The organism is Kitasatospora sp. NPDC032757, assembly GCF_055579305.1.
Genome location: NZ_JBVINN010000001.1, coordinates 564,440 through 589,202 on the forward strand (window position 1 = coordinate 564,440; position 24,763 = coordinate 589,202).

Here is a 24,763-nt window from a genome sequence, read left to right on the forward strand (position 1 = left end):
GCGCTGGTCGCGTTTCCTCGCACCTGTTTCCCCCCCCCCGGCCCGGCCCCCCCCCCCCCCTGGCCCCCCATCGACGGACGCCCCCCACCCAGTACGGGTGGCCGGCTCCGGTGCCGGGCGCCACCTGTTTCCGGGCGCCCGTCCTTCCGGGCGCCTGCTTCCTCCGGCGCCTGTTCGTCCGGGCACGTGTCCGTCCGGGCGCCTGCTTCCTCCGGGGGCCTGGGCGACCCGGCGGCGTCACGCATCCCTTCGACATCCGTACGGCCCTTCGGAAGAAGCTTCCGCCCTGTGCGGCGGGGCCCGGTAAGGTCTGAGGTCGACCGTAGACGCGGGGTGCCGACGGCCCCCTCCGCGCGAGGAGCCCCCACGTGCTGATCACCCACGACACCGAGTGCGCGCTGAGCATCCTCGTCGAGCTGCTCAACACCGCGCCCGAGGTGTGCGGCACCGAGCTGCTGCCCGACGTGGCCGCGCTGGACGCCTTCGTGATCCGGCAGGAGATCAGCGAGATCGACTCGCTGACCGAGAACGACCTGCGCAGCGTGCACGAGCTGCGCACCCGGCTGCGGGAGGTGTTCGGCACCGAGGGCACCGAGGAGGCCGCCGAGCTGGTCAACGCCCTGGTCGCGGACGCCGGCACCACGCCGCGGCTGACCAACCACGACCACCACGGGTGGCACATCCACTACTTCGCGCCGCATGCCGCCCTGCACGACCACCTGGCGGCCGAGCTGGGCATGGCGCTGGCGTTCATTCTCACCGCGGGTGAGCGCGAGCGGCTGCGCCGGTGCGAGGCGCCGGACTGCGCGCGCGTCTTCGTCGACCTCTCGCGCAACCGCTCCCGGCGCTACTGCGACAGCCGGACCTGCGGCAACCGGCTGCACGTCGCCGCCTACCGGGCGCGGCAGCGCTCGGCGGAGGCCGTGCCTGCGGCGGAGACCGTGCCTGCGGCGGAGGCCGTGCCCTCGGCCTGAGGGCCGTCGGCCGCCCGCCGTCTTCAGATGCCGCGGCGGCGGAGGATCTCCTCGATGTCGGCGAAGTCGTCGCCGGGGCCCTCGTCCCGCTTGCCGGCCTTCGGAGGCTTCGTGGCGCCGCCCCTCGGGGCGCCCGCCGGTGGGTGTGCGGGCGCCCCGGTGACGGCAGGCCGCGCCGGAGCCGGTCCGGTCGCCTCCGGGCGGGCCCCGGCGGCATCCACGCCGCGGCGGCCGACCCAGCGGGTGGTGACCAGCAGACCCGCCGACACCGCGAGCAACACGATGCCCGTCCAGACCCGCGGGTCGAAGACCAGCTTGGTCGCCCAGTCGGCCAGCTCGCTGCCGATCGTCCGCGCCACCGGGAAGAGCCCGGTCAGGTAGAGCCCGGCCGGCAGCAGCGCCACGGCGAACCAGCGGGTCGCGGAGAGGAAGCGCCGGCGGTACACGCGCAGGCCGGCCACTGCCACCCCGCCCGCGGTGAGCGCGAAACTCACCGCCGCCGTCAGCACGGCCTCACCCCGCTCGCGCCGGTGACTCTGCTCACCCTGGTCGTTCCGGTCATCGGACCTCCCCGGTACTCGGGCCGGCATCCGGGCACACCGCCGGGACGGGGGCGGGGCCCACTAGTGGAACACTGGGGACATGATCGAAGGTTCCCTCCCCCGCCTCGAGTTCTGGTGCGAGCTCCAGTGCCCGGACTGCCGCACCGCCCTGGACGACGTACGGGCGCTGCGTGCCACGTACGGCGACGCGCTCGCGATCGAGCTGCGGCACTTCCCGTTGGAGAAGCACAAGTACGCGTACGCCGCGGCGCAGGCCGCCGAGGAGGCGTTCGCGCAGGGGCTGGGGTGGCCCTACGTCGAGGCGCTGCTGGCCCGGGTCGAGGAGCTGGACGCGCGCGGCGAGGAGGTGCTGCTGGAGGTGGCCCGCGAGGTGGGGGTGGACGCCGAGGAGGTCGACACCGCACTGGTCGACGGCCGGCACACGCTGATCGTGGACGCCGACCAGGCGGAGGGCAAGGCGATCGGGGTCAGCGGCACCCCGACGTACGTGATCGCCGGCCGGCGGCTGGACGGCGGGCAGAGCCAGGACGGCCTGCGGGACCGGATCACGGCCGCCATCGAGGCAGCCAAGGCCTCCTGACCCTCCGTCAACCAGCCCGTCAGATCAGCGGCTTGCCGTAGATCCGGTTGGTGACCCGGTAGCCGAGCGACTCGTACAAACGGATCGCGACCCGGTTGCTGCTGAAGACGTTCAGCCCGAGGTCGCGAACGCCTGCGGCCAGGCACTCGCGCTCGGCGAGCAGCATCAGTGAACGGCCGTGTCCGTGCCCCCGGTGCGCCTCGGCCACCTCAACCACCATCACCCAGGCCAACGGACCGCCGTCGGGCAGGTCGCGGACCCGCAGGGCCAGCCAGAGGGCGCCCAGCGGGTCCGCCCCGTCCCCGTAGAGGCGGCGCAGTGCCACGCCGGGGGTGTCGGCGCCCTGCGGGAGCAGGTGCACGTGGTCGGCGTCCGACTTGGCGCGCGCCTGCTCCTCGCTGAGGCCGGAGGAGAGCAGGTCGCCGATGTAGCCCTCCTTGGCCTCGGCGAGCCAGCCGGGGAACTCCGCGGGGCCGATCCGGCGCGCCTCGACGCCCGCCGGCAGGACGGGCGGGGCGGCCAGCCGCTTGGCCATGTTCCGCATCCGCTCGCTGTAGCCGAGGGCCGCGGCGAGGCCGCGCGCAGGCTGCGCCGACTCCGGGACGTCGGCGTCCACCCGGGAGCAGCCCCAGCCGCGCAGCACCTCCTCGGCGGCCAGCGCGCCGAACGTCCCGCGGCCCCGGCCGCGGCCCTCATTCACCTCCAACTCGGATATCTCACCCCAGAGTTGCGGGCCACGCGGGACCGTGGTGGTGCGCAGTGCGCCGACCGGGCGGCCGTTGGCGCAGATCTGCCAGCGTCTGGTGCGGCCGCCCGCGGCGGTGGGTGACTCCGGCCCTTCGGGGCGCAGCGTGGTGGTCATGTCGGGGTCCCTTCCCCTCCGCGCGGGTGTTCTATCCGCCGGCGACGCCCCGGGGATTCGACCGGCTCGCCGGGGTCGGACCCGGCCGGGGCGTCACAGGCGCGGCCGGGGTTACGGGCCCGGCCGGGGTGGCGGGCCGGGCTGTGGCACCGGGCCTCGCCCGGTCACGGGTCGAGGTCGTCGCCGCTGCGCTCGGTGAAGACCGCCATGGCCTTGGCGGTGACCGGTCCGGGGCCGGGGAGTTCGCGGTCGTCGACGCGGGTGACGGCCTGGACGTCGCGCAGGGTGGAGGTCAGGAAGATCTCCTCGGCCTCCTGGAGCGCGTCGAACGGCAGGTCGGTCTCTTCCGCGCCGCACCACTCGATGACGAGCCGGCGGGTGATGCCGGCCAGGCAGCCCGACGCGAGGGTGGGCGTGAGCAGCCGGCCGCCGAGGACGACGAAGACGTTGGAGCCGGTGCCCTCGCAGAGCCGTCCGGCCGTGTTGGCGAACAGGGCCTCGGAGGCGCGGGCACGGTGGGCGGCGGCGAGGGCGACCACGTTCTCGGCGTACGAGGTGGTCTTGAGGCCGGCGACGGCGCTGTGCTCGTTGCGGCGCCACGGGACGGTCGCGACGGCGGTGGTGTCGGAGCGGTGGGTGGCGGCGCCGAGGGAGACGACCAGGGTGGGGGTGTCGTTGCCGCGTTCCGAGCCGAGCGGGGAGGCGCCGCCGGTGTAGGTGAGGCGCAGGCGGCCGAGCGGCATCGGGTTGGCGGCGAGGACCTGGGCGCAGGCCTCGCGGACCACGTCGTGGTCGGGGTCGGGCAGGCCGAGACCGCGGGCGGAGCGGGTGAGCCGGTCGAGGTGGCGGGTGACGGCGAAGGCCCGGCCGTCCACGGCCTTCATGGTCTCGAAGACCCCGTCACCGGTGGTGAGCCCGTGGTCGAGGACGGAGACGGCGGCATCGGCGGAGTCGACAAGTGAGCCGTTGACCCAGCTCTTGGTCGGGTGCTGCATCGAGGGCTGCTCCTCAAGGCGGTGGTGCGGTGGGGGGTGTGCCCGGGCCGATGGCCGGCCCGGCGGTGTTCGTCCCGGTTCAGGCGGCTTGTCGCCGTCAGTCGGTCTCGGTGCCCGACGCTATCGCGACCAGGCGGGCGGCCTTCAGTTCGGTTTCCGCCCACTCACGCTCGGGGTCGGAGCCCCAGGTGATGCCGGCGCCCGTGCCGAAGCGCAGGAGAGGTGCGCCGGGGTCGGCACGGTCGATCCAGAACGTGCGGATCCCGACGGCGAGTTCACCCTCGCCGCGGTCGGCGTCCACCCAGCCGACGGCGCCGCAGTACGGGCCGCGGGGGGCGGTCTCCAGGGCGTCGATGATCCGCAGTGCGCTGGACTTGGGGGCGCCGGTGACGGAGCCGGGCGGGAAGGTCGCGCCCAGCAGTTCGGGCCAGCCGGCGTCCGCGCGCAGGGTGCCCTGGACGGTGGAGACCAGGTGGACCAGGCCCGGGTGCTTCTCGACGGCGCAGAGGTCGGGGACGGTGACCGTGCCGGTCCCGCAGACCCGGCCGAGGTCGTTGCGGACGAGGTCCACGATCATCACGTTCTCGGCGTGGTCCTTCTCCAGGAGGTCCGCCTCGGTGCGGCCGGTGCCCTTGATCGGGCCGGAGGAGACGGTGCGGCCGTCACGGCGCAGGTAGAGCTCGGGCGAGGCGGTGGCGATCTCGACGCCGTGGCGCGGCAGGCGGATCGTTCCGGCATAGGGAGCCGGGTTGCCGTGGGCGAGCAGGCCGGTGAGGGCGTCGACGTCCGTCCGGGACGGGTCGGGCAGCGGCGCGGTGAGCACGCGGCAGAGGTTGGCCTGGTAGACCTCGCCGGCCGCGATGTGCTCGCGGATGCGGCGCACGCCCGCGGTGTAGGCGGCGCGGTCGAGGGAGCTGTGCCAGCCGTCGGCGGCCGGTCCGAGCCAGCCCGCGCCGGACGGGGGCGCGGGGGCGGGGCGGAGGTCGTCGAAGCGGGCGCAGGTGAGCCGGCCCTCGAAGTCGTAGGCGACGGCCCAGAAGCCGGAGGAGTCGAGCGCGGCCGGGTCCGAGGTGACGTCGCGCAGCCCGGTGGCGAGGCGGCCGCCGAAGCGGGCGAGCGGGCTGTGGGGGTCGGGGTGGCCGGACACGGTTCTCCTGCACGGGGTGGCTGGGCTGCGGTGCCTGAAGTGTAGGTCGGGGGTCCCTGCTGTGGCCTGGGGTGTTTCGGCGACCCGGCTGCGCCCGGCGTGGTGGGCCGCCCGCGCCCAGAGGCGCGGAGGGGCGCGAGCAGGTGGTGGGTGCACCTCCCAGCCGCCAGGCTGGGGAGCGTCGTGCGCGTATGCGCCCGGTGGCCTGCGGATGATCGTCCGGGAGCGCCGCTGGTGGGGGCCGGTGACCCGGCGGAACGGCCGACGGGACGGCTCCCCGCGGGCATCCCCTCGGCACGCTGCGGGAACGGATTTTTAGCTGGCCCAGGAATCCGCTAGAGTTCAACACGTCGCCAGGGAGCGCAGCCGAAGAAAAGCGGTGAAGATCCCCGGGAGACAGGCGGACGTGGCTCAGTTGGTAGAGCATCACCTTGCCAAGGTGAGGGTCGCGAGTTCGAATCTCGTCGTCCGCTCGATGGAGAACAGTGTAAGATCGTTCTTCGTGTGTTGCCTGGTGGAGTGGCCGAGAGGCGAGGCAACGGCCTGCAAAGCCGTCTACACGGGTTCAAATCCCGTCTCCACCTCCGAGAGGGCTCCCGGTTCTGCCGGGTGACCTCCCCGCGCGATTAGCTCAGCGGGAGAGCACTACCTTGACACGGTAGGGGTCACTGGTTCAATCCCAGTATCGCGCACGTCGGGCCCTTCGGGGTCTGCTGCAGGACCGCCTCACCAGGCGCGATTAGCTCAGCGGGAGAGCACTACCTTGACACGGTAGGGGTCACTGGTTCAATCCCAGTATCGCGCACGTCGGGCCCTTCGGGGTCTGCTGCAGGACCGCCTCACCAGGCGCGATTAGCTCAGCGGGAGAGCACTACCTTGACACGGTAGGGGTCACTGGTTCAATCCCAGTATCGCGCACAGTAAGGGCCGGGGCCGTGATCCGTGAGGGTCACGGCCCCGGCCCTTTTGCATGCCCTGACTGTCCCCGGTCCGCCCGGTTCCCCGGCGGCGGCAGGCTCACCGGGCTCCCCGAACTGCTGGGCCCCGCTTGATGCGGGATGTGGATGCGGAAGAAGAAGAGCCGCGTACGGTCGCCCTCACCGACGTCCGTACGCGGCATCTTCGCCTGCCGGGGTGCTCCAGCGCACCGCTCTCGCCCGTCCGCGAGTCGTCGCGGGCGCGGGCCTTCCCCGGCGGCACTGGCTCCCCGTCCCCAGGGGATTCAGTGCCCGTTCAGTGGCCGGCTGTTATCAGCCGGACGGTCCTCGTTGGTCTGCGCTCGGTCCGTGCGCCGCCCCGGCGGCCCGAGTGGGCTCCGCCGCCTCGGCGGTCGGGCGTCAGCGGATGATCAGGTCGGCGACGGCCTGGGCCTGGCTCGCCATCTGCTCCCAGCCGCCGAAGAGCATGACCAGCAGCACGGCGCAGGGCAGCGCCATGGCGAGCGCCACCGCCGGGTGCCTGGTCGGCTCCGCGGACCGGCGCTGAGTGAAGGCCGGCCGACGGCGGCGGGGGGATCCCGTGAGCTGCTGTGCCATGCCCCTACTCCTGATTCGTGTGCTGCCCGTACCCGTCGATCCGGTCGTACGGCCGGTCGAGGTGGACGCGGTGGACGGCTTACCTCGGGGGACGAGCTCCCCGTCCACCGCTGAGGACAACGCTATGGCGCGAGGGGGCAGTCGGACGTCATGCCGTCGTACTGTTCTGCGGGCATCCCGGAGGATGACGCTCCGACTTGGGGACTACTACCGCAGGGGGAGACGGTCTCGACCGCGCCCCCGGGGGAACCCTGAGAGACGACCCCGAGAAACGTTTCGGCACCCCCCTGACCTGCCAGGCAGTGCAAGATCGGACAATCGCACGGAGGGTTGAGGTGTTGCGTATCAGCACACCGCAGCGGGCAGTCCGTAAGCTGTGCCAGACAGGAACTGACGATGCCCCAACCGACGGGGCCTCACCCACAGGCTGACGGGGAACGAAGATGGCGATGATGCGGCTGAGGCGTGAGGACCCCCGCATCGTCGGGCCGTACCGCCTGCACCGGCGGCTGGGGGCCGGCGGCATGGGCGTCGTCTACCTCGGCTCCGACCGCCGCGGACAGCGGGTCGCACTCAAGCTGATCCGCGCCGAACTCGCCGAGGACATGGAGTTCCGCACCCGCTTCGCCCGGGAGATCGCCGCCGCCTCCCGGATCCGCGGCGGCTGCACGGCGCGCGTGGTGGGCTCCGACATCGAGGCCGACCGCCCGTGGCTGGCCACCGCGTACGTCCCCGGCCCGTCGCTGTACAAGCGGGTCGGCGACGAGGGCCCGCTGAGCTGGCCGGAGGCGGCCCGGATCGGCGCCGCGCTGGCCGACGGGCTGGTCAAGGTGCACGAGGCCGGCGTCGTCCACCGGGACCTCAAGCCGTCCAACATCCTGCTCTCGCCGCGCGGGCCGCGGATCATCGACTTCGGCATCGCCTGGTCGCGCGGCGCCAGCACGCTCACCCACGTCGGCACGGCGGTCGGCTCCCCCGGCTTCCTTGCGCCCGAGCAGGTCCGCGGCGCCGCGGTGAACCCCGCGACGGACGTCTTCGCGTTCGGCGCCACGCTCGCGTACGCGCTCACCGGCGACACCCCGTTCGGCTCGGGGGCCTCGTCCGAAGTGATGCTGTACCGGGTCGTGCACGAGGAGCCCGACCTGTCGGCCGTACCCCCGCAGCTGGCGCCGCTGATCGGGGCCTGCCTGGCGAAGGAGCCCGCGGAGCGGCCCGGCGCGGCCGCCCTCCACGAGCGGCTCAGCGAACTGGCCGCCCGTGGCACGGCCGCGCCCGACGTCACGGGCCCGGACCGGCCGGAGCGTGCGGCGGGCGGGCGGCCGCCCGGTGCGGCGCCCGGCCGCCCCGGCGTGCCGGGACGCGGCGCGGCAGCCCCGATGCCACCGGTCGGCGGCGGGCGAGGAGTGCCCGCGCCCGGGCGGGCCTCCGACCCGGCGGGCGCCGCGCGCGCCCGAGCGGCGGCGGGCAGCCGGCCGGGCGGGCCGCACGGCGGCGGGCAGGGCGTCCAGGCCGGTGGAGCCGGTGGGCACGCGGGCGGGCCGCAGGGCGGGTACCCGGGCGTTCGCCCCGGTGCTCGGGCCGGCGTCCACCCGGGCTCGCGGCCCGGTGTCGCGCAGCGGCGGCCGCAGGGCCAGCCGGCCACCACGCCGATGCCGCGGCCCGAGTCCGTCCAGACCACCCGGCCGATGCGCGAGCGCCAGCAGACCCCGCCGCCCGGGCGGACCGGCGGTCCCAGCGGGCCGGCGGGAGCGCGCGAGCGGGAACAGCAGCGGGCGGACCGGCCGCGCCCGCGGGCCCGGGACCGGCAGCACACGCCCGCCCCCGGCGGACGTCCCGGCGGCTCGCGCCGGCGGCTGATGCGGCAGCGACTGATCGTCTTCGTCACCGTCACGCTCGGCGTGGCCCTGGCGATCGCGGCGGCACAGGGCTGCGAGAACCGCAGCAACCAGGGTCGCGGCCCGCTCGGCGCCGGCGGGACGACCATGAGCGCCGCCCCCGTGCCGGCCGGCCAGGCGGGCACCGCCGCGCCCGCCGCTCAGCCGGCCGGGGCCGGGCAGTCGGTGGACGGCGTGGCGCCGTCGGCCGCGCCCACCCCGCTGGCGGCGGCCCACGGCGGTGCCGCGGGCGGCGACGGGGGGCTGGCGCCCGCGCAGGGCGCGGGGCCAACGGTCGACTGGCCGAACCGCAGCTACCCCGACCCGGCGGGCGGCCCGGCCGTCGCGCTGCGGGACGGACGTTCGGCGGGGGCCGGGCCTCAGGTCGCGCTGAGCGCGGTCCTCCCGGCCCGCTACAAGGGCGCGCCGGCCACCCTGGTGGTGCTGCGGCGGGCGGAGGGCTCGGTGCCGGTCGACCTGGTCCAGCTCTTCTCGTTCAACGGGGACACGCCCGTGCCGCTCACGTCCCGTTCCTCGGCCGCCGACCCGCAGGCGACGGCCAGCTGGCGGCTCGACAACGGCGCGCTGGTCCGCGAGGAACGCAACGGCCAGACCGGCGCGACCGCCTCCACCCGTTACTCGGTGCGGACCGACGGGACCCTTGAGGAGTCCTGGCCCGGCGCCCCCACCCTCACCGCCACCCCGCCTCCCGCCGCAGCGCCTGCGCCGCCCACCTCCCCCACCGGCTGAAGCGCTCACGCAGCGGGGGTGGTCGGCCGGCGCCGGCATCGTCTCGGCCGCCGCCTTCATGGCACGGGAGGTCGGACCGGACTTCACACTCTGCGAGCATCGCCACGAGGCCGGGAGGCCTGGGACGCCGGTGGGGGCCGGATGCCGGTGGGCCTGGGACGACGGTGCGGCCTGGGACGACGGTGGGGTCTGGGGCGACGGTGGGTCCTGGGCTGGCGCGAGGCCGCAGGGCGGGCTCGGAGAGCAGCCCCGCGCACAGGAAGTCGGCCCGGCCGACTTCCTGTGTCAGGCGGTGACGGTGACGGCGTAGAAGGCCACCGCTGCGGCGGCGCCGACGTTGAGGGAGTCGATGCCGTGGGCCATGGGGATCCGGACGGGGTGGTCGGCCGCGGCGATGGCCCGGCGGGTGAGGCCGTCGCCTTCGGCGCCGAGCATGAGGGCGGCCTTGGGGAGGCTGTGCGGGGCCAGGGCGGCGAGGTCGACGGCGCCGTCGGCGGGGGTGAGGGCGAGCAGGCTGAAGCCGGCGGCGCGGACCGTGCCCAGGGCGTCCGGCCAGGGGTCGAGCCGGGCGTAGGGAACGGCGAAGACCGCGCCCATGGAGACCTTCACGGCGCGCCGGTACAGCGGGTCCGCGCAGTCGGGCGAGAGCAGGACGGCGTCCATGCCGAGCGCGGCGGCGCTGCGGAAGATCGCGCCCAGGTTGGTGTGGTCGACCAGCCCCTCCAGCACCGCCACCCGGCGGGCGCCGGCCAGCACCGCGGCGGCGTCCGGCAGCGGCTTGCGCTCCATCGAGGCGAGTGCGCCGCGGTGGACGTGGTAGCCGGTGACGGCCTCGGCGAGGGCGGGCTCGACGACGTGGACGGGGGCGTCGACGTCGGCGATCACGTCGGCCATCACGTCCAGCCACTTGGCCGTGAGCAGCATCGACCGCATCCGGTAGCCGGCGGCGAGGGCGCGGCGGATGACCTTCTCGCCCTCGGCGATGAACAGGCCCTCGGCGGGCTCGCGCCGACGGCGAAGTTCGACGTCGGTCAGGCCGGTGTAGTCGGCGAGTCGCGGGTCGGCGGGATCGGTGATGGTGCTGGGTTCGGACACCCTGCGATCTTGCCAAGTCGGGGTGGAGAAGGCCAAACGGCCCAAGGGTCGGAGATGGCTGCCCTTGGCCCGTTGGCACGCAGAGTGCAAATATGACGTATGGCCCGTTTTCCGGGCCGATCCTGGGCTCCGTCGGCCTCTGGTGCTTCTGGCTCCTCCGTCGCCTCCCGTGCCACTGGTACCGCCGGCTCTTCCGGTGGGCGCCCACACGGTCGGCATCAGCAGCCACGAGCGGCGCGGCCGAAGCCGGTGAAGCGCCGGTCGGTGGCTGGGCAGGTGTTCGCGCTGCAGGTGGTGGTGGTGCTGCTGCTGGTGGCGTCCGCCGTGGTGGCGCTGGTGGTGCAGTCCCGCAACGACGCCCGGGAGGAGGCGCGCAGCCGGTCGGTGGCGGTCGCCCAGACCTTCGCCAACTCGCCCGGCATCGTCGAGGCGCTGCGCTCCCCCGATCCGACCGCGATCCTCCAGCCGAAGGCACAGGCCGCCGCAGTCAACGCCGGCGTGGACTTCATCGTCGTGCTCGACACCAACGGCATCCGCTACACCCACCCCAACCCGGCCCGGATCGGCCAGAAGTTCGTCGGGAACTACCAGCCCGCCCTGCAGGGCGAGGTGGTGATCGAGGAGGTCAACGGCACGATCGGACCGCTGGTCCAGGCGATCGTTCCGGTGCACGCGCCGGACAGCCAGGTGGTCGGTTTGGTGTCGGCGGGCATCACGATCGCCAACGTGAGCAGTGCGAGCGAGCGGCAGCTGCCCGTCGTGCTGGGCGCCGCGGCGATCGCACTGGGGCTGGCGACCTGCGGCACGGCGCTGATCAGCCGGCGGCTGCGGCGGCAGACGCACGGGCTCGGCCCGGCCGAGATGACGCGGATGTACGAGCACCATGCGGCGGTGCTGCACGCGGTGCGCGAGGGGGTGCTGATCGTCGCGGGCGACGGCCAGCTGCTGCTCTGCAACGACGAGGCGCGCCGGCTGCTGGACCTGCCCGCCGACGCCGAGGGGCGGATGGTGCCGGAGCTGGGTCTGGACCCGGCACCCGAGGAGCTGCTGACCGCCAACCGGGCGGTCACCGACGAGGTGGTGCTGGCCGGCGAGCGGCTGCTGGCGGTGAACGTCCGGCTGACCGACCGGGACGGCGGCCCGCCCGGCTGTGTCGCCACGCTGCGTGACTCCACCGAGCTGCTGGCGCTGTCCGGACGGGCCGACGTGGCGCAGCGGCGGCTGCGGCTGCTGTACGACGCGGGTGTCACCGTGGGCAGTTCGCTGGATGTGACGCGGACGGCCGAGGAGCTGGTGCAGGTGACGGTGCCGCGGTTCGCGGACTTCGCCAGCGTCGACCTGGCCGAGCCGGTGCTGGAGGGTGAGGAGCCGCCGCAGGGCCTCGCACTGGGGCGGATGCGCAGGGCGGCGTTCCGCGGGGTCCGGGCGGACTCGCCGTTCTACCCCGTCGGCACCGTGGTGGAGGTGGTGCCGGAGACGCCGCTGGCAGGGTCGCTGGACAGCGGGCTGCCGGGGGTGGAGCCGAGGCTGGCGGAGACATTGGCCTGGCGGGAGCAGGATCCGGAGCGGTCGGCGCAGGTGCTGGCCTACGGGGTGCACTCGCTGGTGCGGGTGCCGCTGCGGGCGCGCGGGGTACTGCTGGGGGTGGCGCGGTTCTGGCGGGCGGACCGGGAGGAGCCGTTCGAAGAGGAGGACCTGGCGCTCGCCGAGGAGCTGGTCGCGCATGCCGCGGTCTGCATCGACAACGCGCGCCGGTACACCCGGGAACACACGATGGCGGTGACCCTGCAGCACAGTCTGCTGCCGCGCACCCTGCCGGAGCAGAACGCGCTGGAAGTGGCGCACCGGTACCTGCCGGCGCAGGCGGGCGTCGGCGGCGACTGGTTCGACGTGATCCCGCTGCCGGGCGCGCGGGTGGCGCTGGTGGTCGGGGACGTGGTGGGGCACGGACTGCACGCGGCGGCCACGATGGGGCGGCTGCGGACGGCGATCCACAACTTCTCGACGCTGGACCTGCCGCCGGACGAGCTGCTGGGGCACCTGGACGACCTGGTGAACCGGATAGACCAGGAGGAGTCGGCGACCGGCGGTGCGGCGGCGGTGACCGGTGCGACCTGCCTGTACGCGATATACGACCCGGTGTCGCGGCGTTGCACGCTGGCCAGTGCGGGGCATCCGCCGCCGGCGCTGGTCGATCCGGAGGGTCGGGTGGTGTTCCCCGAGCTGCCGACCGGGCCGCCGCTGGGGCTGGCGGTGCTGCCGTTCGAGACGGTGGAGCTGGAGGTGGCCGAGGACAGCCGGCTGGTGCTCTACACGGACGGCTTGGTGGAGGACCGCGAGCGGGACATCGACGAGGGGCTGGAGCTGCTGCGGACGGCGCTGTCCGGGCCGTCGCGGACGCCGGAGCAGACGTGTGCGGACGTCCTGGGAGCGATGCTGCCGGCGCATCCGCAGGACGACATCGCGCTCCTGGTGGCGCGGACGCGGATGCTGGCGCCGGAGCAGGTGGCGGAGTGGGAGGTGCCGTCCGACCCGGCCGCCGTGGGCGAGGTGCGGGCGGCGGTGTCGGAGAAGCTGGCGCTGTGGGGGCTGGACGAGGCGGCGTTCGTCACCGAGCTGATCCTCAGCGAGCTGGTGACAAATGCGATCCGGTACGGGTCGGGGCCGATCCGGGTGCGGCTGCTCCGCGACCGGACATTGATCTGCGAGGTGTCGGACGGCAGCAGTACGTCGCCGCATCTGAGGTACGCGGCCACCACGGACGAGGGCGGACGCGGGCTCTTCCTGGTCGCCCAGTTCGCGGACCGGTGGGGCACGCGGTACACGGCCACCGGGAAGGTCATCTGGACGGAGCAGCCGTTGGAGTGAATGTGGCTGTGGTTTGGAGTGGGAAGTCGGCGGGGCCGACTTCCCACTCCCGCGCTGTTTGCAAAGGCCACGCTTTGCAAACAGCACGGGCGAGCCCGAGGGCCGGCCGCGGAGGTGTCCGGTGCGGGGGCCCGGGGTCATCCCCCGGGCCCCCGGAGGACGGCCCCGGCCCCGCGCTTTGCAAAGTCACCTTTGCAAAGCGGCGGTGCGTCAGGAGTGGAGGGCGGGGGCGAGGACGTTGACGACGTCGCCGATCACGATCACGGCCGGGGGCTTGATCTGCTCGGCCTGGACGACGGCCGCGACGGTGGCGAGGGTGGCGTCCACGCGGCGCTGGGCGGCGGTGGTGCCCTCCTGGACGACGGCGACCGGGGTGTCGGCCGGGCGGCCGCACTCGACCAGCTTGGCCGCGATCGCCCCGATCTTGTCCACGGCCATCAGCAGCACCAGGGTGCCGCTCATCCGCCCGACGGCCTCCCAGTTGGTCAGCGAGCGCTCGTCGTCCGGGCCGACGTGACCGGAGATCACCGTGAACTCGTGGGTCATCCCGCGGTGGGTGACCGGCACGCCGACCGAGGCCGGGACACTGATCGAGCTGGAGATGCCCGGGACCACGGTGACCGGCAGCCCGGCCTCCGCGCAGGCCAGCAGCTCCTCGCCGCCACGCCCGAAGACGTACGGGTCGCCGCCCTTGAGCCGGACCACGAACTTGCCGGCCTTGGCGTGCTCGATGAGCGTCCGGTTGATCGCCTCCTGGGCCATGAACCGCCCGTACGGGATCTTCGACGCGTCGATCACCTCGACGTGCTCCGGCAGCTCGGCCAGCAGCTCGCGCGGCGCCAGCCGGTCGGCGACCACCACGTCCGCGTCGGCCAGCAGCCGGCGGCCGCGGACGGTGATGAGGTCCGGGTCGCCCGGGCCGCCGCCGACCAGGGCGACGCTCCCCCGGCCCGACGGCTGGGAGGTACCCCCGACACCGTGCGCACGGTACTGGCGGGCGGCCAGCGAGCCGTCCCGCAGGCCGTCCACGATGGCGTCGCGCAGGGCGGCGGAGTGCCGCGGGTCGCCGGTGAGGACGGCGACGGTGGCGCCCCCGTCGCGGCCGCCGGCCGGCGTCCAGGCGCTGGCCGCGGCCGCGTCGTCGCTGCGCGCGCAGAACACCCGCTCCCGCTCGGCCTCGGCGCTGACCGCCGCGTTGACCGACGGGTCGTCGGTGGCGACCAGCGCGTACCAGGTGCCGGCGAGGTCGCCGTCCTGGTAGCGGCGCTCGTGCCAGGTCAGCTCACCGGCATCGGCCATGGCCTGGACAGCGGGCGTGGTGGCCGGGGATATCAGGTGCAGGTCCGCACCGGTGGCGATCAGGGCGGGCAGCCTGCGCTGGGCGACGTGGCCGCCGCCGACCACGACGACGCGGCGGCCGGCGAGCAGCAGGCCGACCGGGTACGGGGTGCGGCCCTCGGTACCGGGGTGGGGGTTGGGCGCGGTCATGGGCGGAGCTCCTGGATCGGGGTGAGGGTGGTGGGGGTACAGCACCGCTCCGCGTGCCGGCGCGCCCTCGGGCCGGTACACGGAGCGGTGCGGGCAGACGTCAGGACTTCTCGGTGACCCCGGCGGAGTCGAACGTGGCTACATCGTGCATCGCGCGGGCCGCACTCTGCACCAGCGGCAGGGCCAGCAGGGCACCGGTGCCCTCGCCGAGCCGCAGGTCGAGGTCGATCAGCGGACGCAGGCCGAGCTTGGCCAGCGCGGCCTGGTGACCGGGTTCGGCGGAGCGGTGGCCAGCGATGCAGGCGGCCAGCACCTCGGGGGCGATCGCCTTGGCGGCCAGCGCGGCCGAACCGGCGATGACACCGTCCAGGATGACCGGGGTGCGCAGCGAGGCGGCGCCGAGCAGGAAGCCGGCGATGGCGGCGTGCTCCAGGCCGCCGACGGCGGCGAGGACGCCGATCGGGTCGGCCGGGTCCGGCTGGTGCAGGGTGAGGGCGGCGCGGATGACGTCGACCTTGCGGGCGTGGGTCTCGTCGTCGATGCCGGTGCCGCGGCCGGTGACCTCGGCCGGGTCCAGGCCGGTGAAGACCGAGATCAGGGCGGCGGAGGCGGTGGTGTTGGCGATGCCCATGTCGCCGGTGATCAGTGCCTTGTTGCCGGCGGCGACGAGGTCGCGAGCGGTCTCGATGCCGATCTCGAGGGCCTTGAGGGCCTCCTCGCGGGTCATCGCCGGGCCCTGGGTCATGTCGCCGGTGCCGGGGCGGACCTTGCGCGGCAGCAGGCCGGTGGTGCGGCCCTGCTGGATCGCGTCGGGCAGCTCGGCGGCGACGCCGACATCCACCACGCAGACCTCGGTGCCGATCTGCTTGGCGAAGGCGTTGACCACCGCTCCCCCGGCCAGGAAGTTGCCGACCATCTGGGCGGTGACCTCCTGCGGCCAGGGGCTGACGCCCTGGGCGTGGACGCCGTGGTCGCCCGCGAAGATCGCCACGCAGGCGGGCTCCGGGAGCGGCGGCGGGCACTTGCGGGAGAGGCCGGACAGCTGGGCGGAGATGATCTCCAGCATGCCGAGCGAGCCAGCCGGCTTGGTCATCCGCTTCTGGCGGTCCCAGGCCTCGCCGAGCGCCTTGGCGTCGAGCGGGCGGATGCCGCGCAGGGTCTCGGAGAGCACGCTGTGCGGCTCCTCGCCGGGCAGTGCGCGGTTGCCGTACTGCTCCTCGTGGACGACCCAGGAGAGCGGGCGCTTCTTGGCCCAGCCCTGCTGCTGGAGCTCGGGCTCGTCCGGGAAGGCGTCGACGTAGCCGACGCAGAGGTAGGCGACGACCTCCAGGTGCTCGGGAAGGCCGAGCTCGCGGACCATCTCCTCCTCGTCGAAGAAGCTCACCCAGCCGACGCCGAGGCCCTCGGCGCGGGCGGCCAGCCAGAGGTTCTCGACGGCGAGGGCGGCCGAGTACGGGGCCATCTGGGGCTGGGTGTGGCGGCCCAGGGTGTGCCGGCCGCCACGGGTGCGGTCGGCGGTGACGACGATGTTGACGGGCGTCTCGAGGATCGCCTCGATCTTGATTTCCTTGAACTGCTTGGCCCGGCCCTTGGGGAGCGAGTCCGCGAACGCCTCGCGCTGGCGCTCGGCCAGTTCGTGCATCTTGCGGCGGGTCTTGGCCGAGCGGATCACCACGAAGTCCCACGGCTGCGAGTAGCCGACGCTGGGCGCGGTGTGGGCGGCCTCCAGGACGCGGATCAGCACCTCGTGCGGGATCGCGTCCGGGCGGAAGCCGTTGCGGATGTCGCGGCGCTCGCGGATGACCTGGTGGACGGCCTCGCGGCCGGCGTCGTCGTAGCCGGGGGCGGCCGGGCCGCGCGGCTCGGCGGGCTCCTCGGGGGCGGCTTCCTCGGCGGCCGGCTCGGCACCGGTCTCGGGGGCGGGCTCGGTCCCGGGGGCGGGCTCCTCGGCGGGCTGCTCGGCGGGCTGCTCGGCGGAGGCGTCGGCGGTGGGCTCCGCGACGGCCTCGGGGGCCGGGTCGGCGACAGCCTCGGCTGCGGCTTCGGCTTCGGCCGGAGCGGCCTGGGCCGGCTCGGGCCGGGCATCGGCCTCGGCGGCTCCCCCGGGCTCTCCGGTCGGCGCTGCGGGCTCGGCGGCGGCCGGCTCAGCGGCGGCGGGCTCGACGGCGGCGGCCTCGGCGGGTACCCCGGCGTCGGGGGCCACGGCCTCAGGTGCCACGGCGTCGGGTGCCACGGCGTCGGGGGTGGTGTCCCCGGCCGGCGCGGCCTCCTGCGGCTGCTCGGCGTCCGGTGCGGCGACGGCCTGGCCGGACGGCATCTCGCCGGTGCCGACAGCCGTCTCGGCAGCCGCGGGAGGGGCGCCGGCCTCGGCGGCGACGACCGCCTCGGCCTCGACCGGTGCCTCGGGCTGCTCGGCGGGCGCTATGGGCACGGCCTGCTGGGCCTCGCCCTCCGCGACGGCCGCGGCCTGCTCGGTCGCCTCGACCTGCGGGAGGCCGTGCGGGGCGGGCGCGGCGAGGAAGGCGGAGATCCGGCGGGGCTGGTTGGCCGGGGCGCCCTGGGTGGCGGGCTCGGCCGGCTGCTCCTCGACGGCGGCCGGGGCGGACGCCTCGGCAACGGGCGCGGCCTCGGCGGAAACCTCAACGGCGGCCGGCTCGACAGAGTCGGGCTCGGCGGCGGACTCGACGGGCGCGGGCTCGACGGAGGCCTCTGGGGCCTCGACCGACGCAGCCTCGACGGGCGCGGCCTCGACGGGCGGCGCGACCGGCTGCCCGGCGAGGGCCTCCGCGGCCGGAGCGACGGCCTGGTCGGCCGGCTGCCCGGCAGTGGCCTCGGCGGCCTGCTCCGCCACGGGCCCGGCGACGGCCGCGTCCACGGCGGGCACCTCCGCGACGACCGCCTCCACGACAACCGCCTCCGTGGCAGCCGGCTCGACCGCCACCGCTGCCTCGACGACCTGCGGGGCCGCCGGGACCGGCTGGACGCCCGGTGCCTGCTGGGGCACCGGCTGGGCCTGCAGCGGCGCGACGGCCTGCGGCGGCTCCGGCTGGCCGACGACGACCGGGATGCCGTGGGCGGGCGTGCCGCCCTGCGAGGGGCCGCGGTCGGCGAGGGAGCGGACCGGCACCTGGCCGGTCATCAGCGACGGGTCCGGGATCGGCGGGCCGGCGTGCAGCGGGCGGCGCTGCTGCTGAGCCGCCGTCAGCGCCTCCTGGCCCTGTGCCTGGAGAGGGAGCTGGACGGGCTGGCCCTGCAGCGGCTGCGGCTGGACCGGGGCCTGCTGTGCGGCCGGGTCGGCGGCGCCGAGCACCGGCGGCTCCAGCGGCGGCCAGGACGGCTCGACCGGAGTGCCGTGGGCGCCCTGCTGGTCGGCGGCCGGCTCGGCGGGGACGGCCGCGAGCGGCTCGCCCCAGGAGCCCTGCGGGCCGGGCATCAGCAGCACGTCGTCCTCGTCGTCGAGCGGGTCCGGCTGGTCGGGCTGGTCGAGGAAGTGGAAGGCGGGACGCGGGGCGCCCGGGTCGACGGCCCAGCCCTCGCCCGGCACACCGGGGACGGACATCTCGGGGACCGGCACCCCGGCGGCGTGGGCACCGGCGACAGGGGCGCCCGGAACCGGGGCCCCGGGCCCGCCGGCGACCGGCATGCCGTAACCGGGCGCGCCGAGCGGCTGGCCCTGGCCGGGCACACCCTGCGGCGGCAGCGTGACCGCCCCCGGCGGCACCGCTCCGGGCAGGCCGTTCCCCGGCATCGCGGCGTTCGGCATCGCGGCGTTCGGGATCACGCCACCGTCCATCGCGACGCCCTGCACGGGTGCGACGCCCTGTACGGGTGCGACAGCCGCGACGCCCTCCGGGCCGCCGAGCGGGTCGGGCCCGGCGAGCAGGTGCTCCGGCAGTCCCTCGTTCGGGACGTGGCCGCCATCGGTCATGTCAAAGCTCCTTCCAGGCCGCTGCCGCGCCCTTGGCGACGCGATCACCGACCGCAGCGCCCATCCGCACGGGCCGGGCCAGCACCGGCCCGCCCCTCAACCACACACGGCCGCCGCGCCGAGGCGCTGCGGCCGAAGTCCTTCCGGCGCGCTGCGGCACCCCGGCCCACACACCACCCGGGGCGGGTGGCGTGCCATCTGAAACAACGACAAGCCGGGGCAACCGGCACGACCGCACCGGACCCTACGGCATTCTCCAGGTCCGGCATGCGGCCCGTCGAATTGCCCACACTCCGAGCCGTAGCGGGTTGCATCGCGTCAAAAAGGCGACAAACCGACCGGATCGGGCGGGCCATCGGACGCCGCAGCCGTCCCGGACGCCACACTACCGGCCCAGCGCCGCCGCCTCTCGAATCGGTGTCCGGATGCGACCTGGATCACCGCCCGGGCGTGCCCGCCGCGCGACCTCGTCACCCCGTCAGGACCCGGAGCCGTGCCGGAACCCTCACCGGATGTGCCACCGGGGTCACCGCCGGAGGCACTTCGTCTTCACACGATCTGCTCACCCCAGAGCAGGAGCACGCCCGGCTCTCCCGTGCCGAGCCGCAGCGCGCCCGTCCCGTCCGCCTGCAGCGGCGTGGCCTGCAGCAACGCGCCGTCCGGCCGGTAGCCGGCCTCGGCGATGGCGCGGCGGATCCCGTCCGCCTCGGCGAGGCCGTGGGCGACGGCCACGAACCGCTCGGGCCGACGGGCCAGGACGGCGCGCACCACCACGGTGCCGCCGGCCTCGACGACGGCGGCGTCCGGCTCCGGCAGACCGCCGAGCACCTCGGGGCCGCTGCCGTGGACGGTCTCCACCTCGACGCCGTAGCGGCGGGCGTTGACGGTGAGCCGGGCGCAGGCCGAGCGGTCGGCCTCGATCGCGACCACGGCGGCGCCGAAGCGGGCGGCCTCGACGGCGAGGGCGCCGTGGCCCGCGCCGACCGACCAGACGAGGTCCCCCGGGCGGGCACCCAGACGGGCCAGCACCAGGGCGCGCACGTGCGCCGGGAGCGTCCCGGATGCGCCGGGCGCGTCCTCCGCGCTCCCGGCGCTCGCGTAGGAGTCGCCGGGGAGCGCCCAACCGCGGTCCGGGCCGGGGAAGCCGACCGGGCGTCCGGCCAGCCAGCCGGCCGCCTGGCCGACCGTGCCCGCCTGCGGGCCGCTGCCGTTGCCGCCGATGACCAGCACGACGTTGGGGTCGCGCCAGATGTGGTCGGCGACCCGGTCGGAGGTGAGGACGGTGACGTCCTCCTCGGGGGTGCCGAGGGCCTCGCAGACCACGAAGGTCCGGTGCACCCCGCGCAGCATCAGCGCGAGTTCGCTCGGCCCGGCGCCGGGCGCGGTGAGGACGGCGACCTTGGGGTTGGCCCGGCAGATGTTGGCGGCGCGGCGCAGCCGTCCGCCGTGTGCGCTGACCACCTGGGCGTCCTCCCAGGGCATGCCGGCCCGGGCGAAGGCGGCGGCGACCGAGGAGACGGCGGGCAGGACTTCGAGTTCGAGACCGTACTCGGGGCGGCGCAGGGTGCGGACGACGCCGAAGAAGCCGGGGTCGCCCTCGGCCACGACGACGGCGGCGCCGCGGTGTTCGGCGATCCGGCGGGCGGCGAGCTGGACGTTGCCGAGGGCGAGCCGTTCGGCGCCGGGCGGCACCGGGAGGGCGTTGAGCTGGTAGGGGGCGCCGGCCACCAGGGTCGCCGCGGCGAGGGCCGCGCCGGCGGCCTCGGTCAGCGGGGTGCCGTCCCACCCGATGACCGTGATCCGGTCAGCCATCTGCGGCTGTTCTCCCTCGCCTCGGTGCGCCGACATGCGGCGCCCGCGTGCGGCGCCGGTCAGAGGTTACCGGGTGCCATCCCATCGGCGCCGACATCTCGCACACATGTCCGTCGCGCGCGGGGCCGGCGGGGCGCGGGTGCGGGGGGCGAGGGGCGGCGCGGGTGCGGGGGCCGAGGGGCGCGAGGGGCGGCGAGGGGCGCGAGGGGAGGCGGAAGAGCCGGGGCCGGGAGGGGTGCGCCGGGGCCGGAAGGGGTGCGCCGGGGCCGGGGCGGTGCGAGCTGGCTCAGTCCCGCAGGACGTAGCGGTCGCCGGGCCAGCCCGTCCCGTGGTCGGCCGGGTTCTCCATGTCCTCGGGCAGCAGGCTCCACAGGATGAGGTCGCTGCGGCTCTCTCCCCCGGCCTGGCGGCCGGGAGCCGCCCCCACGGTGACCTCGCCGGACTCGCCGCGCACTATCCAGGCGCTGCGCAGCACGCCCTCGCTGATGGAGCCGATCTTCTGGGCGACCTGCTGGGCGGCGGTGTTTCCGGCGGCGGTGCGCATTTCCAGCCGCAGGAAGCCGCGGTCCTCGAAGAGCCACTGGGCGACGCCGAGGACGGCCTCGGGCGCGTAGCCCTCACCGCGTGCCCAGGGGGCGGTGACGTAGGAGATCTCGGTGGAGCGCAGCCGCCAGTCGGTGTTGCGCAGTTCGACCAGGCCGACGAGGCGCTGGGTGAGGTGTTCGGTGACGGCGAAGACGATGCCGCGGCCTGCCGCGCGGTGGGCGGGTGCGAGGGTGCGGGCGAGTTCGGCGGCGTAGGTCTCGGTGAAGGGGTGCGGGGCGTCGGTCCAGGCCAGGACGAGTTCGTCGGCCATCATCTCGGCGAGGCCGGGGGCGTCGTCCTCCGCAAGGGGGCGCAGCAGCAGCCGTTCGGTGCTGATGGCGGTCTCGGGGAAGCTCGCTGCCATGCCGTCTCTCCTCGCCGGGTCGTGGACACACCGTACGCCTCGCCGGTGCCCCCGGTGCCGTGCGGTGCACGGACCGGACGACGGTACGTCAGACGCGGTCTGTCAGGGCGTCACTGGTGCATACTGCCCGACCGGGCCCCCGCCGAGGTGCGGCGGGGGCCCGGTCGTGGGAGTGCGTGGCCGTGGTGCCGGGCCGGGGTCGGTCAGAAGGCCGGGATGACGGAGCCCTGGAAGGTGTCGTCGATGTACTTCTTGACCTCGGGCGAGTGGAGCAGCTCGGCGAGCTTCTTGACCCGCGGGTCGTTCTCCTTGCCCTGCTTGACGGCGAGGATGTTGGCGTAGGGGTTGCCCTCGGCCTTCTCCAGGATCAGGGAGTCGCCGGCGGGCTTGAGGCCCGCGTCGAGGGCGTAGTTGCCGTTGATGACGGCGGCGTCGAGGTCGTCGATGGAGCGGGGCAGCTGGGCGGCCTCCAGCTCCTTCCACTTGAGGTTCTTCGGGTTGGCGGTGACGTCGGCGGGGGTGGCGGCGGTGCCGGCGCCGGCCTTGAGGGTGATCAGGTTGTTGTCGGCGAGCAGCTTGAGCGCGCGGCCCTCGTTGGTGGCGTCGTTGGGCAGGCCGACGGTGGCGCCGTCCTTGAGGTCGCCGATGGCCTTGACCTTCTTCGAGTACACGCCCAGCGGCTCCAGGTGGACCGGCTCGACGGAGACGATCTGGGTGCCGTGCTTCTTGTTGAAGTCCTCCAGGTACGGGACGTGCTGGAAGTAGTTGGCGTCGGCCGAGCCGTCCTGCACCGCGGTGTTGGGGGTCACGTAGTCGGTGACCTCCTTGATGGTGAGCTTGAGGCCGGCCTTGTCCGCGAGGTTGTCCTTGACGTACTTGAGGATCTGGCCGTGCGGGGTGGGGCTGGCGACGACGGTCAGCGGGGCGTTCGGGTCGGAGGACCCGGACGAGCCGGAGCTGCCGCAGGCGGCGAGGGAGAGGGCGATGCCGGCGGTGGCGAGGACGCTGGTGAACTTCAGGGCGTTGCGCACGAAAAGTGCCTTTCTGCGTGATGCGGGGAGCCGCGTCCGGTGCGGACGGCGGGTGGTCAGGGGGCGACGAGGTCCTCGTCGGGGGCGGCCGGGGCGGCAGGGGTGCCGCCGCGCGGGCCGAGCAGGCGGGTCCGGCCGCCGGTGCGTCCGCGGTTGGCGAGGCTGCGGACGGCCCAGTCTCCGAGCAGCTGGACGACGGTGACGATGATCACCAGCTCCGCGACGATGATCCACATGAAGGCGGTCTCGAAGCGGAAGTAGCCGTAGTTGATGGCGAGGGTGCCGAGGCCGCCGCCGCCGACCACGCCGGCCATCGCGGAATAGCTGATCAGCGTGATGATCGTGGTGGTGACGGAGGCGACGAGGGCGGGCAGCGCCTCGGGCAGCAGCGTCTTGCGCACGATGGTCCAGGTGGAACCGCCCATGGCCTGGACGGCCTCGACCAGACCGCGGTCGACCTCGCGGACGGAGGTCTCGACCAGCCTGGCGAAGAAGGGGATCGCGCCGATGGTGAGCGGCACGGTCGCGGCCTCCCAGCCGATGGAGGTGCCGACCAGCCAGCGGGTGAAGGAGATCAGGGCGATCATCAGGATGATGAACGGCACCGAGCGGGCGACGTTCACGACGGCGCCGAGCACCTTGTTGACCGGCCGGTTCTGCAGCAGGCCGCCCTTGTCGGTGACGACGAGGAGGACGCCCAGCGGCAGCCCGAACAGGATGGTGCCGACGGTGGCGACGCCGACCATCTGAAGGGTCTCCCAGGTGGCGGGCCACATCAGTTCCTGCATCTGGTCCCAGGTCATGCCACCGCTCCGTTCGCCGCCTCGATCACGTCCACCTGCAGGCCCTGTTCGCGCAGGAAGCCGATGGGCACCACGTTGTCCGCGCGGCTGCCGGGCAGTTCGACCCGCATCCGGCCGACCATGCGGCCGGCGATGGTCTCGACGGCGGCGCCGAGGATGTTGATGTCGATCTGGTAGGTGCGGGCGAGCTGGGAGACGAAGGGCCGGGCGGAGGTGTCGCCCTGGAAGGTGATCTCCAGCACGGTGCTGCCGGGGTGGCCGGTGCCGAACTCGCTGAGCGGGAAGAGCTCGCGGGCGAGCTCGGAGCCGGGCTCGGCGAGCAGGTCGGTCAGTTCGCCGGACTCGACCACCTTGCCGCCGCGCATCAGGGCGGCGGAGTCGCAGACGGACTTGATGACGTCCATCTCGTGGGTGATCAGCAGGACGGTGAGGCCGAGCTGCCGGTTGAGGTCGCGCAGCAGCTTGAGGATGGAGCGGGTGGTCTCGGGGTCGAGCGCCGAGGTGGCCTCGTCGGAGAGCAGCACCTTGGGGTCTCCGGCGAGGGCGCGGGCGATGCCGACGCGCTGCTTCTGGCCGCCGGAGAGCTGACCGGGGTAGCTGCGGGCCTTGTCGGCGAGGCCGACCAGGTCGAGGAGTTCGGCGGCCTTGCGGCGGCGCTGGGTGCGGTCCAGGCCGATGATCTCCAGCGGGAGCTCGACGTTCTGCTGGACGGTGCGCGAGGCCAGCAGGTTGAAGTGCTGGAAGACCATGCCGATCCGGCGGCGGGCCTCGCGCAGCTCCTTGCCGGCCCGGTTCTCGCCGCCGGCGAGCGCGGTGAGCTCGACGCCGTCCACGGTGACCGTTCCGGAGCTGGGGCGTTCCAGCATGTTGACGCAGCGGATGAGGGTGGACTTGCCGGCGCCGCTGGTGCCGACGACTCCGTAGACCTCGCCCGGGCGCACGTGCAGGTCGACGCCGGCGAGGGCGGTCACCTCGCGGCCGCGGGAGCGATAGACCTTCGTGAGGTCCGTGGTGGTGATCACAGCTGCTTCCGTGGGTCGGGGGCGGACGGCGTGCGGACGCCGGACCGGGTTGCGGTCGGCGACATGGACGGCGTGACGCCAGGGGGATCCGGACCTGCCACCCCTTGATCGTCCCCGGTGGGCGGCCGGGCCGCGCGACGGCGTGGCCCTTACGAGTCATCAGGGACTGCCACCTGCCCGGGCGTGGGCAGGCGGATGGAGGGGACTGCTCTGCGGCAGGCAGGGCGCGCTCACTCAGGACGGGAGCGGCCGTTTCTCGCTTCGGGGCGCGAGGTGGGGGGCACCCCGGGCGGAGCCTGGGGGGCGGGAACGGTGGCCCTCAGCGGTGACACATTCGACGGCACATGGCACGCTCACCTGCCGGCAGGGTGCCGGTGGGGGTCCATTTCGTCGTCGCAGTCATGTGAGCCAGTAAATCAGATGGTCGGACCTGGTCCCAATTATTTGGATCAGCCGTCCGCAATGCGGACACCCATCGCTGTGACCA

17 protein-coding genes and 5 tRNA genes are annotated in these 24,763 nt (G+C 74.6%); 9 read left to right on the forward strand and 13 right to left on the reverse strand.

What is annotated here, in order from left to right:
- Window positions 1-368 precede the first annotated feature (368 nt).
- Entirely contained in the window at window positions 369-974 is a 606-nt protein-coding gene (locus ACZ5WK_RS02535) for a CGNR zinc finger domain-containing protein (RefSeq protein WP_465544140.1), read from the forward strand.
- Window positions 975-997: 23 nt separating this feature from the next.
- Here ACZ5WK_RS02535 and ACZ5WK_RS02540 read toward each other — a convergent pair whose 3' ends face one another.
- Complete coding sequence (locus tag ACZ5WK_RS02540) at window positions 998-1,483, reverse strand: hypothetical protein (protein WP_465544142.1); 486 nt, start codon at window positions 1,481-1,483, stop codon at window positions 998-1,000.
- Between the two features lie 133 nt (window positions 1,484-1,616).
- Between ACZ5WK_RS02540 and ACZ5WK_RS02545 the strand changes: the two genes are divergently transcribed.
- Window positions 1,617-2,117 (forward strand): DsbA family protein, encoded by a 501-nt coding sequence (locus tag ACZ5WK_RS02545; protein ID WP_465544144.1) that lies wholly within the window; start codon window positions 1,617-1,619, stop codon window positions 2,115-2,117.
- Window positions 2,118-2,136: 19 nt separating this feature from the next.
- On the opposite strand, the gene ACZ5WK_RS02550 is transcribed toward ACZ5WK_RS02545, so the two are convergent.
- From ACZ5WK_RS02550 to ACZ5WK_RS02560, 3 genes are all read right to left on the reverse strand, one after another.
- On the reverse strand, window positions 2,137-2,979 hold the full coding sequence (locus tag ACZ5WK_RS02550) for a GNAT family N-acetyltransferase (RefSeq protein ID WP_465544146.1): 843 nt from the start codon (window positions 2,977-2,979) through the stop codon (window positions 2,137-2,139).
- 164 nt (window positions 2,980-3,143) lie between these two features.
- A complete protein-coding gene (locus ACZ5WK_RS02555) occupies window positions 3,144-3,974 on the reverse strand; it encodes an aminotransferase class IV (protein WP_465544148.1) in 831 nt (276 codons plus the stop codon).
- 97 nt (window positions 3,975-4,071) lie between these two features.
- Window positions 4,072-5,121, reverse strand: coding sequence for a chorismate-binding protein (locus ACZ5WK_RS02560; protein WP_396321710.1), 1,050 nt, complete (start codon window positions 5,119-5,121; stop codon window positions 4,072-4,074).
- A gap of 400 nt (window positions 5,122-5,521) precedes the next feature.
- Here ACZ5WK_RS02560 and ACZ5WK_RS02565 point away from each other — a divergent pair.
- The 5 genes from ACZ5WK_RS02565 (at window position 5,522) to ACZ5WK_RS02585 (ending at window position 6,039) form a co-directional block, all read left to right on the forward strand.
- A tRNA-Gly gene (locus tag ACZ5WK_RS02565) sits at window positions 5,522-5,594 on the forward strand.
- A gap of 40 nt (window positions 5,595-5,634) precedes the next feature.
- A tRNA-Cys gene (locus ACZ5WK_RS02570) sits at window positions 5,635-5,705 on the forward strand.
- Between the two features lie 36 nt (window positions 5,706-5,741).
- Window positions 5,742-5,813: transfer RNA gene (locus tag ACZ5WK_RS02575), tRNA-Val, on the forward strand.
- A gap of 41 nt (window positions 5,814-5,854) precedes the next feature.
- Window positions 5,855-5,926, forward strand: a tRNA-Val gene (locus tag ACZ5WK_RS02580).
- Between the two features lie 41 nt (window positions 5,927-5,967).
- A tRNA-Val gene (locus ACZ5WK_RS02585) sits at window positions 5,968-6,039 on the forward strand.
- A gap of 419 nt (window positions 6,040-6,458) precedes the next feature.
- On the opposite strand, the gene ACZ5WK_RS02590 is transcribed toward ACZ5WK_RS02585, so the two are convergent.
- Window positions 6,459-6,656, reverse strand: a complete 198-nt coding sequence (locus tag ACZ5WK_RS02590; RefSeq protein ID WP_465544150.1) for a hypothetical protein — start codon at window positions 6,654-6,656, stop codon at window positions 6,459-6,461.
- 443 nt (window positions 6,657-7,099) lie between these two features.
- Here ACZ5WK_RS02590 and ACZ5WK_RS02595 point away from each other — a divergent pair, with 443 nt between their 5' ends.
- Entirely contained in the window at window positions 7,100-9,280 is a 2,181-nt protein-coding gene (locus ACZ5WK_RS02595; protein ID WP_465544152.1) for a serine/threonine-protein kinase, read from the forward strand.
- 285 nt (window positions 9,281-9,565) lie between these two features.
- Here the strand turns inward: ACZ5WK_RS02595 and ACZ5WK_RS02600 are convergent, their stop codons facing one another.
- Window positions 9,566-10,375: a TrmH family RNA methyltransferase gene (locus ACZ5WK_RS02600; protein WP_465544154.1), complete on the reverse strand. Its 810-nt coding sequence runs from the start codon at window positions 10,373-10,375 to the stop codon at window positions 9,566-9,568.
- 99 nt (window positions 10,376-10,474) lie between these two features.
- Between ACZ5WK_RS02600 and ACZ5WK_RS02605 the strand changes: the two genes are divergently transcribed.
- The gene (locus ACZ5WK_RS02605) at window positions 10,475-13,243 is read left to right on the forward strand and encodes a SpoIIE family protein phosphatase (protein WP_465544156.1); all 2,769 of its coding nucleotides are present in this window, start codon (window positions 10,475-10,477) and stop codon (window positions 13,241-13,243) included.
- Window positions 13,244-13,453: 210 nt separating this feature from the next.
- On the opposite strand, the gene cobA is transcribed toward ACZ5WK_RS02605, so the two are convergent.
- The 7 genes from cobA to ACZ5WK_RS02640 all read right to left on the reverse strand — a co-directional run bounded on the left by cobA (window position 13,454) and on the right by ACZ5WK_RS02640 (window position 24,276).
- The gene (gene cobA, locus ACZ5WK_RS02610) at window positions 13,454-14,731 is read right to left on the reverse strand and encodes a uroporphyrinogen-III C-methyltransferase (RefSeq protein WP_465544158.1); all 1,278 of its coding nucleotides are present in this window, start codon (window positions 14,729-14,731) and stop codon (window positions 13,454-13,456) included.
- Window positions 14,732-14,831: 100 nt separating this feature from the next.
- Window positions 14,832-18,659, reverse strand: coding sequence for a nicotinate-nucleotide--dimethylbenzimidazole phosphoribosyltransferase (cobT, locus tag ACZ5WK_RS02615; protein WP_465544160.1), 3,828 nt, complete (start codon window positions 18,657-18,659; stop codon window positions 14,832-14,834).
- Between the two features lie 549 nt (window positions 18,660-19,208).
- Entirely contained in the window at window positions 19,209-20,471 is a 1,263-nt protein-coding gene (cbiE, locus tag ACZ5WK_RS02620) for a precorrin-6y C5,15-methyltransferase (decarboxylating) subunit CbiE (RefSeq protein ID WP_465544162.1), read from the reverse strand.
- Window positions 20,472-20,757: 286 nt separating this feature from the next.
- Window positions 20,758-21,420: a GNAT family N-acetyltransferase gene (locus ACZ5WK_RS02625; RefSeq protein ID WP_465544164.1), complete on the reverse strand. Its 663-nt coding sequence runs from the start codon at window positions 21,418-21,420 to the stop codon at window positions 20,758-20,760.
- A 203-nt stretch (window positions 21,421-21,623) separates the two neighbouring features.
- Window positions 21,624-22,451 carry a MetQ/NlpA family ABC transporter substrate-binding protein gene (locus ACZ5WK_RS02630; RefSeq protein WP_465544166.1) on the reverse strand — a complete coding sequence of 276 codons (828 nt, stop codon included), beginning with the start codon at window positions 22,449-22,451 and terminating at the stop codon, window positions 21,624-21,626.
- A 56-nt stretch (window positions 22,452-22,507) separates the two neighbouring features.
- On the reverse strand, window positions 22,508-23,254 hold the full coding sequence (locus ACZ5WK_RS02635; protein WP_396321720.1) for a methionine ABC transporter permease: 747 nt from the start codon (window positions 23,252-23,254) through the stop codon (window positions 22,508-22,510).
- The gene (locus ACZ5WK_RS02640) at window positions 23,251-24,276 is read right to left on the reverse strand and encodes a methionine ABC transporter ATP-binding protein (RefSeq protein ID WP_465544169.1); all 1,026 of its coding nucleotides are present in this window, start codon (window positions 24,274-24,276) and stop codon (window positions 23,251-23,253) included. Before ACZ5WK_RS02640 ends, ACZ5WK_RS02635 begins: the two co-directional genes overlap by 4 nt.
- Window positions 24,277-24,763 lie beyond the last annotated feature (487 nt).

What these genes read in the sequence shown, in the direction of transcription:
- cobA (WP_465544158.1), bottom strand. Translation starts at nt 14,731, where the DNA reads ATGACCGCGCCCAACCCCCACCCCGGTACCGAGGGCCGCACCCCGTAC.
- ACZ5WK_RS02555 (WP_465544148.1), bottom strand. Translation starts at nt 3,974, where the DNA reads ATGCAGCACCCGACCAAGAGCTGGGTCAACGGCTCACTTGTCGACTCC.
- ACZ5WK_RS02595 (WP_465544152.1), top strand. Translation starts at nt 7,100, where the DNA reads ATGGCGATGATGCGGCTGAGGCGTGAGGACCCCCGCATCGTCGGGCCG.
- cobT (WP_465544160.1), bottom strand. Translation starts at nt 18,659, where the DNA reads ATGACCGATGGCGGCCACGTCCCGAACGAGGGACTGCCGGAGCACCTG.
- ACZ5WK_RS02550 (WP_465544146.1), bottom strand. Translation starts at nt 2,979, where the DNA reads ATGACCACCACGCTGCGCCCCGAAGGGCCGGAGTCACCCACCGCCGCG.
- ACZ5WK_RS02590 (WP_465544150.1), bottom strand. Translation starts at nt 6,656, where the DNA reads ATGGCACAGCAGCTCACGGGATCCCCCCGCCGCCGTCGGCCGGCCTTC.
- ACZ5WK_RS02625 (WP_465544164.1), bottom strand. Translation starts at nt 21,420, where the DNA reads ATGGCAGCGAGCTTCCCCGAGACCGCCATCAGCACCGAACGGCTGCTG.
- cbiE (WP_465544162.1), bottom strand. Translation starts at nt 20,471, where the DNA reads ATGGCTGACCGGATCACGGTCATCGGGTGGGACGGCACCCCGCTGACC.
- ACZ5WK_RS02545 (WP_465544144.1), top strand. Translation starts at nt 1,617, where the DNA reads ATGATCGAAGGTTCCCTCCCCCGCCTCGAGTTCTGGTGCGAGCTCCAG.
- ACZ5WK_RS02635 (WP_396321720.1), bottom strand. Translation starts at nt 23,254, where the DNA reads ATGACCTGGGACCAGATGCAGGAACTGATGTGGCCCGCCACCTGGGAG.
- ACZ5WK_RS02605 (WP_465544156.1), top strand. Translation starts at nt 10,475, where the DNA reads ATGGCCCGTTTTCCGGGCCGATCCTGGGCTCCGTCGGCCTCTGGTGCT.